A 15,725-nucleotide genomic window follows, 5' to 3' on the forward strand; every position below is an offset into this window, starting at 1 on the left:
AATTAAAAATTGGACTTGGCTGAACAAGTCATCTGTCACAAGCCCGGTTTTTAATTCATAATTTTTAATTTATAATTTTTAATTAAACTCATGACTTCTCTGCCTCTTTTTTCCTTACTTACCGATGTAGTAGTGCTGCAGCAGCACGGCCCGACGGACGTGCCCATTACCGGGCTAACTCTCGATTCGCGGGAGGCGGCACCGGGAATGGCCTTCTGCGCCCTGCGCGGCACGGCCACCGATGGCCATAAGTACATTGCCACGGCGGTAGGGCAGGGGACGGCGGCCATCATCTGCGAAGAGCTGCCGGCCGAACGGAACCCCCAGACGGCCTACGTGCTGGTGCCTAACAGCGCCGCGGCCCTGGCCCACATGGCCGCCGCCTTCTACGGCCACCCCTCGCGGCAGCTCAAGCTGATTGGCGTGACGGGCACCAACGGCAAAACCACCTGCGCCACCCTGCTGCACCGCCTGCTGCGCGAGCTGGGCTACCACACCGGCTTGCTGAGCACAGTGCAGAACCAGATTGACGAGGAGGTGATTCCGGCCACCCACACGACGCCCGACGCCATCCGCCTCAACGCCCTGCTGGCCCGCATGGTGGCCGCCGGCTGCACCCACGCCTGCATGGAAGTCAGCTCCCACGCCGTGGCCCAGCACCGCGTCACGGGCCTGCACTTCACCGGCGGCATCTTCACCAACCTCACCCACGACCACCTCGACTACCACGGCACCTTCGACAACTACCTGAAGGCCAAGAAGGGCTTTTTCGATGCCCTGCCCAAAACGGCCTTCGCCCTCACCAATGCCGACGACAAGCGCGGCCCGGTGATGCTGCAGAACTCGGCCGCTCGCCGCGAAACTTACTCCCTGCGCGGCTCGGCCACGTTCCGGGCCCGCCTCATCGGCAACGAGGTGCACGGCCTGCACCTGGAGATTGATGGCCAGGAGGTGCAGTTTCGCCTTATCGGGGTGTTCAACGCCTACAACCTGCTGGCTGTGTACGGGGCCGCCGTGCTGCTGGGCGAGGACTCCACCGAGGTGCTGACCATTCTCTCCGGCCTCACCACCGCCCCCGGCCGCTTCGAGCCCATCGTGTCGAAAGCCCAGCGCGTGACGGGCATCGTGGACTACGCCCACACGCCCGACGCCCTGGAAAACGTGCTGCAAACCATTCAGGAAATCCGGCAGCCCAGCCAGCAGCTGATTACCGTGGTGGGCTGCGGCGGCAACCGCGACGCGGCCAAGCGCCCGGTGATGGCCAACTTGGCCGCCCGCCTGTCGAACCAGGTGATTCTGACCGCCGACAACCCCCGGTTTGAGGACCCGCTCGACATCCTGGCCCAGATGCAGGGCGGCGTGACACCCGCCGACGCCCCCAAGGTGCAGACCGTGCCCGACCGCCGCGAAGCCATTCGCCGCGCCGTGCAGCTGGCCGGCCCCGATGATATTGTGCTGGTGGCCGGCAAAGGCCACGAAACCTACCAGGAAGTGAAAGGGGTGAAGTCGCCCTTCGACGACAAGGCCGTTTTGGCTGAAATTTTTTCTGAACTACACAAATAGAACGTCATTTGAGCGTCAACAGAACGTCATGCTGAGCGCAGGCTAAGCATCTCTACCACGAGAGTAAACCCCATCAAAAAGGATTACTTCCCCTGGCAAGATGCTTAGCCTACGCTACGCTCCGCTCAGCATGACGTTTATTTCAGCGTGACTTTTTTAGGCTTAACCAGCCTCGCCGATGCTTTATTACCTCTTCCGTTACCTCAACGAACATTACCACCTGCCCGGCGCCGGGGTGTTTCAGTACACCACGTTCCGGGCCGGGCTGGCAGTGGTCATCTCCCTGCTCATTGCCCTCACCTTCGGGCAGCGCCTCATCCGCATGCTGCAGAAAAAGCAGATTGGCGAGGTGGTGCGCGACCTGGGCCTGCAGGGCCAAATTGAGAAAAAAGGTACCCCCACCATGGGCGGCCTCATCATCATCCTGGCCATTCTGGTGCCGGTGCTGCTGCTGGCCCGCCTGCGCAACATCTACATCATCCTGATGCTGCTGAGCACGGTGTGGCTGGGGCTGATTGGCTTCCTCGACGACTACATCAAGGTGTTCCGCAAAAACAAGGACGGGCTGAGCGGGCGCTTTAAAATTCTGGGGCAGGTGGGCCTGGGCCTCACCGTGGGCTGGGTGCTGTTCTACAGCCCCGAGATTACCGTGCGCCAGTACCTGCTGCCCAACGGGCAGTACTCGGCCATTCAGGCTACCAAGGTATTTAAAGACGTGCACCTGATGATTACCACCGTGCCGTTTATGAAAAACAACGAGCTGAACTACGGCGACCTGTTTGCCACGGCCGGCGACATGTTCAACGGCCTCTACGGCTTCCTCTACATTCCCATCGTCATCTTCCTGATTACGGCCATCAGCAACGGAGCCAACCTCACCGACGGCCTCGACGGCCTGGCGGCGGGCACCTCGGCCATCATCGGCATCACCCTGGCCATCTTCGCTTTCGTGAGCGGCAACGCCCTGCTGGCCGACTACCTCGACGTGATGTTCATCCCCGACTCCGGGGAGCTGGTTATCTTCTGCACGGCCTTTGTGGGCGCCTGCATCGGCTTTCTGTGGTACAACTCCTACCCGGCGCAGGTATTCATGGGCGACACCGGCTCGCTTACCCTGGGCGGCATCATCACGGTGCTGGCCCTGGTGGTGCGCAAGGAGCTGCTCATCCCGGTGCTCTGCGGCATCTTCATCATCGAAAACCTGTCGGTGATTGTGCAGGTGAGCTACTTCAAATACACCCGCAAAAAGTACGGCGAAGGCCGCCGCCTGCTGCGCATGTCGCCCCTGCACCATCACTACCAGAAGCTGGGCTACCACGAATCCAAAATCGTGTCGCGCTTCTGGATTGTGGGTATCATGCTGGCTGTCATTACTTTGGTTACTTTGAAATTAAGATAGTTTTTCACCGCAGATGACGCAGAAGCCTCGCTGAAGTAACGCAGAGCCGTTCTTCTGCGCTCCTTCAGCGGAACCTCAGCGCCTTCTGTGGTGAAATTTTGCCTGCATACCTATGAACATTATCATCCTCGGAGCCGCCGAAAGCGGCGTGGGCGCGGCCCTGCTGGCTCAGGCGAAAGGCCACACGGTATTCGTGTCGGACCGCGGCACCATTCAGGCTGAGTACAAGCAGAAGCTCACGCAGGCCGGCATCGCCTTCGAAGAAAGCCAGCACACGCTCGAACGCATCCTGCAGGCCGATGAGGTAATCAAAAGCCCCGGCATTCCCGAAAAGGCCGAGGTGATGAAAGCCCTGCGCGAAAAAGGCACGCCCGTCATCTCCGAGATTGAGTTTGCCGGCCGCTACACCCAGGCCAAGTGCATTGGCATCACGGGCACCAACGGCAAAACCACCACCACGCTGCTCACCTACCACCTGCTGAAGAGCGCCGGCCTGAACGTGGGCCTGGCCGGCAACGTGGGCTACAGCCTGGCCGAGCAGGTGATTGAGGATAAGCACGAGTACTACGTGCTGGAGCTGAGCAGCTTTCAGCTCGACGACGTGTACGACTTCCGCCCCTGGGTGTCGGTGCTGCTCAACATCACCCCCGACCACCTCGACCGCTACGAGTACTCGATGGAGAAGTACGCCCAGGCCAAGCTGCGCATCACCCGCAACCTGGATAGCAGCGGCTACTTCATCTACAACGCCGACGACGAAGTAACCAACCGCTACTTCCAGTCGGCTTTCCTCAGCACCAACCTGCTGCCCTTCAGCCTGCACCAGCGGCCCGACTACCACCTCGGCGGCTACTTCACCTCGGAAACCACCATCTGCACCAACCTGACGGGCGGCGTGGTGGCTGATGAGGACGTAGAAATCAGCACGGCCCGCTCGCCGCTGATTGGGCAGCACAACCGGCAGAACACACTGGCGGCCGTGCTGGCCGCCCGCGTGGCCGGCCTCACGCCTGAGCAGATTGAGGCCGGCCTGGCTTCCTTCCAGAACGCCGACCACCGCCTGCAGCTGGTGGCCGAAATCAACGGCGTGCGCTTCATCAACGACAGCAAGGCCACCAACGTGGAAGCCGCCTGGTTTGCCCTCGATGGCCTGCAGCAGCCCATTGTCTGGATTGCCGGCGGGGTAGACAAGGGCAACGACTACGCTTCGCTGCTGCCCCTGGCGCAAAGCCGGGTGAAAGCCCTGGTGTGCCTGGGTAAGGACAATGCCAAGCTCCAAACGAGCTTCGGCCCCGTCGTGCCGCACATCGAGGAGGAAACCCACAGCATGGCCGGCGCCGTGGCCCGCGCTGCCGCCCTGGCCCAGCCCGGCGACGTGGTGCTGCTCTCGCCCTGCTGCGCCAGCTTCGACCTGTTCAAAAACTACGAAGACCGCGGCCGACAGTTTATCCAATGCGTGAATGAGCGAATGGGTGAATGAGTGAATGGTCTTTGCTGACTTCAATCACTGATATACACCTCACAGTTTCACTCATTCGCTCATTCCCCCATTCCCCCATTCCCTCATTGATTATGAAAGACTGGCTACAACGCAACCTTAAAGGCGACCCCATCCTGTGGGCCATCGTGCTGCTGTTTTCCTTTATCAGCATTGCGGTGGTGTATTCGGCCACGGGCACGCTGGCTTACAAGAAGATGGACGGCAACACCGAGCACTTTCTCATTAAGCACACCGGCCTGATTCTGGTCGGCCTGCTGTTTATGTGGTTTGCCCACCGCATCGATTACCGCTACTACTCCCGCCTGGCTTTGTACGCCCTGCTGCTGTCGGTGCCGCTGCTGCTGTTTACCTACCTGCTGGGCTCCAACATCAACGACGCCTCGCGCTGGCTCACCATTCCGGTTATCAACCAGACGTTTCAGCCCTCCGACCTGGCCAAGCTGGCCCTGATTTCCCACCTGGCCAGCATGTTGAGCCGGCGGCAGCAGCACCTGGAAGAGTTCTGGACCACCATGTTCCCGGTAATGCTGTGGGTGGGCATCATCTGCGGCCTGATTGCGCTGACCAACGCCTCCACGGCTTCGCTACTGTTTGCTACCTGCCTGCTGCTCATGTTCATCGGCCGCGTGCCCCTGAAGCAGATGCTGGTGATGGTGCTCATTGGCGTGACCGTGGGCGGGGCCGCCCTGGCCAGCGGGCAGCGCTGGAAAACCGTGCAGTCGCGCCTGGAAAGCTTCACCGACCCCACCAAGAAAACGCCCTTTCAGCTCGAGCACAGCTACATCGCCATTGCCACCGGCGGAATTGCCGGCAAAGGCCCCGGCAACAGCACCGAGCGCAACATATTGCCCCACCCATACTCCGACTTTATCTACGCCATCATCATCGAAGAATACGGCCTGATTGGCGGGGCCGTGGTGCTGTTCCTCTACCTGGCCTTCCTGTATCGAGGGCTGAAAACCGTGATGAACAGCTACGGGGCCTTCGGGGGCCTGCTGTCCGCCGGACTGAGCTTTAGCTTGGTCCTGCAGGCCCTCGTCAATATGGGCGTAGCCGTGGGCCTGGGCCCCATCACCGGCCTGCCGCTGCCCCTGCTGAGCATGGGCGGCACCTCGCTGATTTTTACGGGCATCAGCATCGGCATCATCCTGGCCGTAAGCCGCGGCGAGCGCGAAATTCGCCCCATGACCGGCGAGCCCGAGGATACGGCCCGCATTCCCAAAGTATCGGTTAGCTATTAGGAGAGTTGTCAGTTGTTCGTTGTCAGGTTATTCTGATAAAGGGACTCTAGAACAAACCTGGCAACTGACAACGAACAACTGACAACTAACAAAAAATGAGAATCATCATCAGCGGCGGCGGTACGGGCGGGCACATCTTTCCGGCCGTGGCCATTGCCAACGAGCTGCGCCGCCGCCATCCGGAGGCAGAAATCCTGTTTGTGGGCGCCAACGGCCGCATGGAGATGACGCGCGTGCCTGAGGCGGGCTACAACATCGTGGGCCTGGACATTGCCGGCCTGCAGCGCCGCCTCACCCCCCGCAACCTGCTGTTTCCGGTAAAGGTGTTTCGCTCGGTGCGCAAGGCGGGCAAGCTCATTCGGGAGTTCCGGCCCGATGCCGTGGTGGGCGTGGGCGGCTACGCCTCGGCCCCGGTGCTGCTGGCCGCCACCTCCCGTGCCATTCCTTCGCTGATACAGGAGCAGAACTCCTACGCCGGCCTCGTGAACAAGCTGCTGGCCCGCCGCGTCAGCCGCATCTGCGTGGCCTATGAGGGCATGGAAAAGTTCTTCCCCAAAGACAAGCTGGTGCTGACCGGCAACCCCGTACGCACCGAAATTGCCGATGGCAGCCGGGCCGAGGCCCTGCAGCATTTTGGCCTGGACCCGGCCAAGAAAACCCTGCTCGTCGTAGGCGGCAGCCTGGGGGCCCGCACCCTCAACCTGGCTACGGCAGCCGCCCTGCCGCGCCTGCGCGAGGCCGGCGTGCAGCTGCTCTGGCAAACCGGCAAGCTGTTTTACCCCGAAGCCCAGCAGCTGGCCGCGCCCTACTCCGCCGACGGGCTGCAGGCTCTGGAGTTCATTAAGCGCATGGACCTGGCCTACGCCGCGGCCGACGTGGTGGTGAGCCGCGCCGGGGCCCTGTCGGTGTCGGAGCTCTGTCTGACCGGCAAAGCCAGCATCCTGGTGCCCTCGCCCAACGTGGCCGAAGACCACCAAACCAAAAACGCCCTGGCCCTGGTGGGCAAAGGCGCCGCCGTGCTCATCACCGACGAGCACGCCGCGGACCGCCTCTACGACGAAACCCTGCGCCTGCTGGCCGACCCCGAGCGCCGGGCTCAGCTCAGTGCCCGCGTGCGGGAGCTGGCCCGGCCCCAGGCTACTGAGGATATAGTGGACGAGCTGCTGCGGTTAATTAAAAAATAAAAGAACGGCGTGGTACCACGAATTCCCCGAAGGGGTTCGTGGTACCACTAAAGCCAGAACAATGAACTTCAGAACGATAAAAAGGGACACTTTGAGATAAATACTGCCCGGAATTCCGAGAATAGCCTCACGTTAGCTGCTGTCTAAGAAGTTGTTCTAAGGTTAGTGGTACCACGAACCCCTTCGGGGAATTCGTGGCACCACTCTTAGCCGCACCACTTTTACCCAGATTACCCGCCTGCCCCCAATTTTTAATTTTTAATTCATAATTTTTAATTGAAAACCAACGTCTTTTTTCTCGGTATCGGCGGCATTGGCATGTCGGCGCTGGCGCGCTGGTTTAAGGCCAACGGCCACCAGGTGAGCGGCTACGACAAAACCGAAACGCCCCTCACGCGGGCGCTGCAGGCGGAGGGCGTGGCCGTGCACTATGCTGATGCCGTGGAAAATATTCCGGCCGCCGTGCGCGAAAACAAAGACCAGACCCTGGTGGTGCTTACGCCTGCCATTCCAGCCGACAGCCTGGAGTGGGCCTGGCTGCGGGAGCAGGGCTACGACATCCGCAAGCGCAGCCAGGTGCTGGGCGTGCTCACGGCCGGGCGGCCCACCATCGCCGTGGCCGGCACCCACGGCAAGACCACGACCAGCAGCATGGTGGCCCACCTGCTGCACCACGCCGGCCTCGACTGCGGCGCCTTCCTGGGCGGCATCTCCGTGAACCTGGGCAGCAACCTGCTGCTGCCGCAGTCCGACCAGGCCCCGGTAGTGGTGGAAGCCGACGAGTACGACCGCAGCTTCCTGACCCTGCACCCCGACGTGGCCATCGTCACCAGCACCGATGCCGACCACCTCGACATCTACGGCGACCAGGACGCCCTGATTGAGTCGTTCCGCCAGTTTGTGGGCCAGCTAAAGCCCGGCGGCACCCTGCTCATCAACCATACGGCGCACCCCAGCGTGGCTGCGGCGGTGCCGGCCGGCACCCGGGTTATCCGCTACGGCCTCAGCGCCGAGCAGGGCCCGGAGCTGTACGCCGACGGCATCACGGCCCAGGGCCACCAGTTCCATTTCACCCTGCACGGGCCACAAGGCGTGGTGGAGGGCCTGCAGCTAGCCGTGCCGGGCTTCCACAACGTGGAAAACATGCTGGCCGCCGCGGCCGTGGCCCAGCTGCAAGGCATTGGCCCCGAAAAGCTGCGGGCCGCCGTGGCCGCCTACCGCGGCGTAAAGCGGCGCTTTGAGTTCGTGGTAACGGCGGGCGACAAGGTCTACCTCGACGATTATGCCCACCATCCGCGCGAAATTGAGGCCTTTCTGCGTTCGGTGCGCAAGCTCTACCCGGGCAAGCGTCTGCGCGTTGTTTTTCAGCCTCACCTCTTCACCCGCACCCGGGATTTTGCCCAGGGCTTTTCCGAGAGCTTAAGCATTGCAGATGAGGTAATTTTATTGGATATTTACCCGGCCAGGGAAAAGCCTTTGCCCGGTATTACCTCCGAAATTTTACTCGCCAACATCAGCGCCCCGGCCAGGAGTATTCAAACCATGCCCCAGGTGCTGGAGGCAGCCAAAACCGACGACTCTTTCGACATCCTCGCCACCGTTGGCGCTGGCGACATCGACACCCTCGTACCTCAGCTTAAACAGATTCTTACCGCCCGCTGGGGAGTGGGTATTGAGTAGTAAGTAGTGAGTAGTAAGACAAACCTCCTAATATGACAGTCCGCTAGTTGTCTCGCGCTCAAGTCCCTTAGGCGGACAACACATCAGCACATCAAAAAATCAGCACATCTACCACATCAACCCATGGACCGTACCGTTAGAAACCTGCTCGTATCCTTTGCCTGTCTGCTGGTGCTGGGCTGCATGGGGGTATTTGCGGCCGTGCGGCAAGCCACGCGCCCGGTAGGGGAGGTGGCCGTGACCATCGCCAACGAGTTCGACAACTTCTTTATCAGCGAGCGGGGCGTGACGGCCTTACTCACCAAAGGCGGCAAGGAGCCCATTGTGGGCACCCGGCCCGAAGGGGCCCGCCTGCGTGAGCTCGAAGACCGGTTGAAGGCCCATCCCTTCGTGCGCGAGGCCCAGGTGTACCGCGACCTGGCCGGCAACCTGCACGCCGACGTGCGGCAGAACCGTCCCATTGCCCGCCTTGTACACCCGGACACCCGCCTCGATAACTACATCGACGCCGAAGGCAAGCCCCTGCCGCTTTCCCCCTTGTTTACGGCCCGCGTAGCAACCGTTTCCCGTCCGGGAGGGCTGGCACTGCAAAATGGATTTTTTCGTGATAGTACGGGGCAGCGCTACCTGGCATTTTTACGCTATGTCGACGAGCATCCTTTCTGGCGGGCCCAGGTGGCAGAGGTTTTTATTGAGCCAGGAGGCCGTCTGTCGTTCACGCAGCAGGTAGGCGACCAGCGTATAGAATTTGGGCTTCCCGAAAATATTTCTGAAAAATTCGCCAAGCTTATGGTATTTTACCGGCAAATTCCGTCAGTTCTGGGCTGGGATACTTACCACCGTGTGAACGTGGAATACCAAAATCAAATCATTTGCGAGTAATATCTCGCTGAATCTCAAGCAAATAACCTTTTAGTTTTTTGCTAAAAAACTACGCTTACCTAACCGCTCGCCAGCACCGCAGCATATGCAACAAGACAAAATCGTCGTCGGGCTCGACATTGGCACCACAAAAATCTGCGCCTTGGTGGGTCGCAAAAACGAGTTCGGGAAACTCGAAATTCTGGGCATGGGCAAAGCCGTGTCTGAGGGTGTTTCTCGCGGTATCGTACTCAATATCGACAAAACCGTAGATGCTATTAAACGGGCCATCCGCCAGGCGGAAGAGCAGTCCGGAATTAGCATTGGGGTGGTAAACGTGGGCATTGCCGGCCAGCACATCAAGAGCCTGCAGCACAACGGCAGCATCACGCGCAACTCGGCCGACACCATCGGCCCCGACGATGTGAACCGCCTCACCCAGGACATGTACCGCCTCGTAACCCAGCCCGGCTCGCAAATCATTCACGTGATGCCGCAGGACTACAAAGTGGACTACGAGGAAGGCATTGCCGACCCCGTGGGCTACGAGGGCGTGCGCCTGGAAGGCAACTTCCACATCATCACGGCCCAGAGCACGGCCATCAACAACATCAACAAGTGCGTGACCAAGGCGGGGCTGGAAATTGCCGACCTCATCCTGGAGCCGCTGGCCAGCTCCATGTCTATCCTCTCCGACGAGGAGAAGGAAGCCGGCGTGGCCTTGATTGACATCGGCGGCGGTACCACCGACCTGGCTGTGTTCAAGGACGGCATCATCCGCCACGCGGCGGTGCTGCCCTTCGGTGGCAACATCATCACCCAGGACATCAAGCAGGGCTGCAACGTAGCCCCCGGCCAGGCCGAGCAGCTGAAGGTGAAGTTCGGCAAAGCCATTGCCGAGGAAGCGTCCGACTACGAAATCGTGAGCATCCCCGGCCTGCCCAACCGTCCGCCCAAAGAGGTTTCGCTGAAAAACCTGGCTTACATCATCGAGGCCCGCATGTCGGAAATCATGGAGCTGGTGTATGCCGAAATCTACCGCATGGGCCTGCACGACAAGCTCTCGGCGGGCATCGTGCTCACCGGCGGCGGCTCGCAGCTGCAAAACCTGGAGCAGCTCACCGAGTACATCACCGGCCTCGACACCCGCATCGGCTACCCCAACCAGCACCTCGGCAAGTCCCGCATTGAGGCGGTGAAGTCGCCGATGTACGCCACCACGGTGGGCCTGGTGCTGTCGGGTTACCACTCCCTCGACGAGCGCACCTCTTCGGCCCGCCCGTCGTACGAGCCCGAGGAGCTGTTTTACCCCACCTATCAGCCCGCACCGGTAGCGCCCGCACCCCAGCCCGTGGCTGAAGCCCGCCCCGCGGCACCGGCCCCCGCGCCCCAGCCCGAAAAGCCCAAGCAGCCCAACCGGGCCGGTGAGTTCTTCAAGAGTATCCTCAGCCGCACCAAAGGGCTGCTGATTGATGATTACGACGATAAATCTTATTAAAATCGATTGACAGTGAGCAATGAACAATGAGCAATTTGACGTTCTTCGGAATGGTTGAGCTACTCATTGTTCATTGCTCATTGCTCATTGTTAATTGAACAAGCAATGAATTACAAATTCGAAATTCCCGCTCAGAACAAGTCCATCATTAAGGTGATTGGGGTAGGCGGTGGTGGCTCCAACGCCGTGAAGCACATGCACAAGCAGGGCATCAAGGACGTGGAGTTTATTATCTGTAATACCGACCACCAGGCCCTGCAAAGCTCTACCGTGCCGAACAAGCTCCAGATTGGGGTGGACCTCACCGAAGGGCTGGGTGCGGGGGCCAAGCCCGAGCGGGGCCGGCAGGCCGCCCTGGAAAGCAAGGAGCAAATCCGCGACCTGCTCAACCAGGGCACCAAGATGCTGTTCATCACGGCCGGCATGGGCGGCGGCACCGGTACCGGCGCCGCCCCGGTTATTGCCCAGGTGGCCCAGGAGCTGGGCATTCTGACGGTAGGCATCGTGACGGCGCCCTTCATGTTTGAAGGCAAGAAAAAGCGCCAGCAGGCCGAAGAAGGCATCAAGGCCCTGAGCGAGCACTGCGACACGGTGCTGGTGATTCTCAACGACAAGCTGCCCCAGATTTACGGCAACCTGACCATGGGCGCGGCCTTCGCCAAGGCCGACACCGTGCTGACCACGGCGGCCAAGTCCATTGCCGAAATCATCACGGTAACCGCCGACGTGAACGTCGACTTTGAAGACGTGAAAACGGTGATGAAGGACAGCGGCGCCGCCGTAATGGGCAGCAGCGTGACCGAAGGCGAAAACCGCGCCCGTCGCGCCGCCGAGGAAGCGCTGTCGTCGCCGCTGCTCAACAACACCGACATTCACGGGGCGCAGCGCATCCTGCTCTCCATCATGTCGGGTGCCGAGCACGAGCTGGAGATGGACGAGCTGACGGAAATCACCGAGTACATTCAGGATAAAGCCGGGCAGGACGCCGAAATGATTTTCGGTCACGGCATCGACGAAGCCCTGGGCCAGAGCATCCGCGTGACGGTTATTGCCACCGGCTTTGCCCGGGAGGCCCACTCCATCACCACGCCCGCCACGGGTGGCAGCCACGCCGAGCCGGTAGCTGCGGCACCCCAGGCTGCCCCGGTAGCCGAGCAGCCCGCTGCAGCTCCCGCTGCGCAAAGCGGGCCCTTCGTGCCCAGCTTCGGCAGTGCCCAGCCCGAGCCCGCCCGCGTCACCTTCAACCTCGACGGGCCTGGCGCTCATAACGCGCCGCCGCTGACCGGCATCCCCGCCGCTGCCCCGGCCGAGCCGGTGCTGGTGTCGAGCGCACCGCCGGCCCCGGAGCCCCGCCCGCGCCCGGGGCTGGATGCCCAAGCCGTGGAACGTCGCCGCCGCCTGCAGGAGCTCAGCAACGGCCTGCCGCCCGAAGCCGTGAGCCACTACGACACCCCGGCCTACCTGCGCCGCCAGGTGAAGCTGGAAAACGTGGTGCCCAGCTCCGCGCAGAACATCTCCCGCTTTAATCTGTCCGATGATAATGAGTTGCTTGGCGACAATCGGTTTTTGCATGACAACGTGGACTAGGTAAATTACTAGCGCTACATAAAAAAGCCGCTGCTGATAGTTTCAGCAGCGGCTTTTTTATGTATTGGCGGTCTAACGTTTTGGCGCTTGGCGAATGTGGCGATTTTCACCACAAATGTTGATTCGGAGAACCAAACTTTGATTAACCACAAAACTGTCTGCGGAGCACTGAACCGCCACTTTTGCCAAACGCCTGTTAGCGGTTGTTATTTATCTTTCAATGTTGTCAATTTAGTTAAAAATTTAATTGGTTGTCCGTTTAGTCTGCGGAATGAACCGCCAGCATAAAAGTCGCCCTTGTATGTGGCAAAACAGCTCACATAACCGCTTGTGTCAGTTGCCACCGTTTGCCAATTTTTCCCATTCCATTTAATAATGTTATTTGCTTTTTCTCCACTTGGAAAATCAAACTTTCCACCAACAAATAATTCATTGTTATAAACTGCCATCGAAGCAATTGAGGCTTCATCATCATGTATTCCCTCATCAAAAGCTGAGTAGGATACCCCATCATATTTAGCAATATGATTGAATGGATTAAAACCTGTTCGTCCACCAGAGCCTCCTGTGTATCTACCAAATGTGCCGCCAACTAATAAATTGCTTTGAAAAGTAGTATAAGATTGCACTTCGGTAAAATCTATTTTCTCATTTGATAAATAATTCCATTTAGTTCCATTCCATTTTACCGATGGGCCATCTTCATCATTGCAAATACCGCCTGCGTATAGTTCATCTTTGAATACTGCAAGAGCGATAATAGTATAATTAACACCATTGCCAACGCTGTCCCACGTTACACCATTCCACCTTGCAATATTTTTCGCTTTAATCCCCCCAATGCTGTCAAACGAGCTTGCTGCATAGAGTTCATCTTTATATACACAAAGAGCCGTTACATATGGATGAACACCGTCTGCTTGTCCAGTTCCAACAGGGAGCCACTCTTTACCATTCCATTTAGCAATATGTTCAACCTCGGTGCTATCATTAATTAGTTTAAAGTCTCCTGCTGCATATAATTCTCCTTTGTAAACAACTAATGCCTCAACTCCGCTATAACCCTGATTAAGTCCTTTGCCAACTGAAGTCCATTTTTTACCGTCCCATTTTGCAATGTATTTAGATTTTGTGTTGCCTACAGAGTCAAAACATCCACCAACATATAATTCGTTTTTATAAACTGCCATTGCAAAAACATTACTATCAGGACCATTGTCAATTGGCGACAAAACGATGTCTGTTTGATTGCATTGAGAACAAAGCAAAAGAATAGATAATAGTATGGCCAGTCCGATAAATTTCTTCATTATGTCTGTCGTCCTAATAATAACCGCTAACATATGGATTAACGCAACTGCCAAGATAAGCAAGTTGCGTTAATCCATCCATAGTACGCAATACGCATTGCGGCAAGCAGGCCAAATAGAAAGGATTAACGCAACTCGCCAGCTCCTTCTACAGAAGCCGGCCTAGCTTCAGCCGCGCGCAGCCATTCCCCCAGGGGCTCCTCCACCAGCTTATACAACCCATACGCCACCACCTGCACCGCCAGCAGCCGCAGCGGCCAGAAGTCGGGTAGCCGCTCATAGACCCAGTAGGCCAGCGGGTAGGCATGGCAGAGATAAAAGGCATAGGAGCTGCGCCCCAGGTGCTGAAACAGCCGGGTGCTGAGCAGCTGCCGCAGCCAGGTGGTCTCACGCAGCAGGCCGGCAAAGAGCAGGCCCCCGGCCAGGGGCAGGCCCACCAGGTTCAGAAGCAGGTTGATGGGGCGCTGGGGGGCGTGGGGCAGCCAGGCCTGGGTAAGGGCCAGGGCCACCGTGAGGGCGAGCCAGGCGGCCAGCCCGGCGGCGGTAAGGCCCCAGCCGGCCCGAGCGCCCAGGCGGCCGGCCTTATAGCGCAGGGCCAGCCAGGCGCCCACGAAAAACTCCAGGCTGTGGCCCAGAAAAGTAAAGCTGAGCATAAATGGGTAGGAGCCGAACAGGCCGTGCAGGCGCAACGGAGCCAGCAGCGCCACCAGCCCGCCACCGATACCCACCAAAAGCAGCGGCTGCACCCATAGCGGCAGTCCCCGCGCCCGCAAACCCAGCAGCAGGGGCGCCGCCAGGTAGAAGCACTCGAACAGCGTGAGTGACCAGGCCGGGCCGATGCCGGTGAACAGGTAATCGGCGAAAAAGCCGCGCAGCAAGCTCAGGTGCAGCAGCAGCAGGCCCGGCGTGGCCTGGGGCGAGTGCCAGCGCCAGAGCAGGGCAAAGGCCGCCAGCGTGAGCAGCCAGTACAGCGGGAAGATGCGCGCCGCGCGGTTGCGCAGGTAGCGCCGCCAGCCCCCGCGGGGCCGGAACTCCGTACTGTTCGGGTCGTAGCGCAGGGCAATGAGAAAGCCGCTGAGCAGCAGCAGCAGCGGCAGGCCGTGAAACTCGCTCACGAAGTAGCGCAGGGCACGGGCCGGCCCAGCCGCCGGCAGCTCGCCAAAGGGGTAGTGGTGGAAAAACACCAGCCACGCCGCCACGGCCCGCAGCCCGGTGAGAGCAGGGAAGTAGTGCCGCTGAGCGGAAGCGGGCGAGACAGGATTTACCACACTACCTCGACGTCGTAGTAACTAAAATTCTGGTCTTTCGAAAGGATACTCAGGCGGCTGCTAATGCCCTGACAAATAATAATTCTATCGAATGGGTCGCGATGATGGAAAGGCAGTGTCGATAGCAACAATGTGTCCGCTACATCAATAGGTAGTACTCGAAAGCCGTTGGCCGCGAGCTGATTAATAACTTCGGCAAAGGGCATCTGCAGCTCCAGCTTACTTAGATTGAGCTTGATGGCAATTTCCCACAGGCTGGCAATGCTGACGAAATTTAGGGCGTTTGGGCTTTGAATTGCCTGCCTAGCCCGCTCCGACAAACTGGTGTCGCCATTCAGAAACCAAATGAGCGTATGGGTATCCAGTAAGTTGCTCATGGATTCGTGTACTCTGCAAAGTCGTCAAGGGGCTCGTCGAAGTCGGCGCGCATTTTGAACATGCCTTTCGCGCTGCCAAAAACAGGTTTGGGCTGCGGCTGAACGCTCTTTTCCTGCTCGGCTTTCTGAAGCAGGAATTCAATGAAGTCGGCGGCTTGTTGCTGGAGATTTTCCGGAAGCATTGCCAGCTTGGAGTAAACGGTGGAAGGATTCATGATTGTTGTAAATCTAAAGATTTAACCAGCACCCTGCAAAC

At 59.1% G+C, this 15,725-nt stretch carries 13 protein-coding genes; 9 read left to right on the plus strand and 4 right to left on the minus strand.

All coding sequences use genetic code 11. The features are described from left to right. Window positions 1-90 precede the first annotated feature (90 nt). The 9 genes from ABD919_RS21595 (at window position 91) to ftsZ (ending at window position 12,514) form a co-directional block, all read left to right on the plus strand. Window positions 91-1,563 (plus strand): UDP-N-acetylmuramoyl-L-alanyl-D-glutamate--2,6-diaminopimelate ligase, encoded by a 1,473-nt coding sequence (locus ABD919_RS21595; RefSeq protein WP_345238164.1) that lies wholly within the window; start codon window positions 91-93, stop codon window positions 1,561-1,563. 178 nt (window positions 1,564-1,741) lie between these two features. Beyond that, entirely contained in the window at window positions 1,742-2,962 is a 1,221-nt protein-coding gene (gene mraY, locus ABD919_RS21600) for a phospho-N-acetylmuramoyl-pentapeptide-transferase (RefSeq protein WP_345238165.1), read from the plus strand. 112 nt (window positions 2,963-3,074) lie between these two features. Beyond that, window positions 3,075-4,442 carry a UDP-N-acetylmuramoyl-L-alanine--D-glutamate ligase gene (murD, locus tag ABD919_RS21605; RefSeq protein WP_345238166.1) on the plus strand — a complete coding sequence of 456 codons (1,368 nt, stop codon included), beginning with the start codon at window positions 3,075-3,077 and terminating at the stop codon, window positions 4,440-4,442. A gap of 92 nt (window positions 4,443-4,534) precedes the next feature. Further along, window positions 4,535-5,704, plus strand: a complete 1,170-nt coding sequence (locus ABD919_RS21610; RefSeq protein ID WP_345238167.1) for an FtsW/RodA/SpoVE family cell cycle protein — start codon at window positions 4,535-4,537, stop codon at window positions 5,702-5,704. A gap of 95 nt (window positions 5,705-5,799) precedes the next feature. Then, the gene (gene murG / locus ABD919_RS21615) at window positions 5,800-6,888 is read left to right on the plus strand and encodes an undecaprenyldiphospho-muramoylpentapeptide beta-N-acetylglucosaminyltransferase (protein WP_345238168.1); all 1,089 of its coding nucleotides are present in this window, start codon (window positions 5,800-5,802) and stop codon (window positions 6,886-6,888) included. 276 nt (window positions 6,889-7,164) lie between these two features. Next, the gene (gene murC, locus ABD919_RS21620; protein ID WP_345238169.1) at window positions 7,165-8,568 is read left to right on the plus strand and encodes a UDP-N-acetylmuramate--L-alanine ligase; all 1,404 of its coding nucleotides are present in this window, start codon (window positions 7,165-7,167) and stop codon (window positions 8,566-8,568) included. 123 nt (window positions 8,569-8,691) lie between these two features. After that, complete coding sequence (locus tag ABD919_RS21625) at window positions 8,692-9,450, plus strand: cell division protein FtsQ/DivIB (RefSeq protein ID WP_345238170.1); 759 nt, start codon at window positions 8,692-8,694, stop codon at window positions 9,448-9,450. An 85-nt stretch (window positions 9,451-9,535) separates the two neighbouring features. After that, window positions 9,536-10,927, plus strand: a complete 1,392-nt coding sequence (gene ftsA / locus ABD919_RS21630; RefSeq protein ID WP_345238171.1) for a cell division protein FtsA — start codon at window positions 9,536-9,538, stop codon at window positions 10,925-10,927. 105 nt (window positions 10,928-11,032) lie between these two features. After that, window positions 11,033-12,514, plus strand: a complete 1,482-nt coding sequence (gene ftsZ / locus ABD919_RS21635; protein ID WP_345238172.1) for a cell division protein FtsZ — start codon at window positions 11,033-11,035, stop codon at window positions 12,512-12,514. A gap of 206 nt (window positions 12,515-12,720) precedes the next feature. Here the strand turns inward: ftsZ and ABD919_RS21640 are convergent, their stop codons facing one another. The 4 genes from ABD919_RS21640 to vapB form a co-directional block, all read right to left on the minus strand. Further along, window positions 12,721-13,824, minus strand: a complete 1,104-nt coding sequence (locus ABD919_RS21640; protein WP_345238173.1) for a hypothetical protein — start codon at window positions 13,822-13,824, stop codon at window positions 12,721-12,723. A 125-nt stretch (window positions 13,825-13,949) separates the two neighbouring features. Continuing rightward, entirely contained in the window at window positions 13,950-15,092 is a 1,143-nt protein-coding gene (locus tag ABD919_RS21645) for an acyltransferase family protein (protein ID WP_345238174.1), read from the minus strand. Further along, window positions 15,086-15,469, minus strand: a complete 384-nt coding sequence (locus ABD919_RS21650) for a type II toxin-antitoxin system VapC family toxin (RefSeq protein WP_345238175.1) — start codon at window positions 15,467-15,469, stop codon at window positions 15,086-15,088. Before ABD919_RS21650 ends, ABD919_RS21645 begins: the two co-directional genes overlap by 7 nt. Next, window positions 15,466-15,684: a type II toxin-antitoxin system VapB family antitoxin gene (gene vapB / locus ABD919_RS21655; RefSeq protein WP_345238176.1), complete on the minus strand. Its 219-nt coding sequence runs from the start codon at window positions 15,682-15,684 to the stop codon at window positions 15,466-15,468. Before vapB ends, ABD919_RS21650 begins: the two co-directional genes overlap by 4 nt. Between the last annotated feature and the right edge of the window lie 41 nt (window positions 15,685-15,725).

It is taken from the genome of Hymenobacter saemangeumensis, assembly GCF_039541835.1.
GTDB lineage: Bacteria > Bacteroidota > Bacteroidia > Cytophagales > Hymenobacteraceae > Hymenobacter > Hymenobacter saemangeumensis.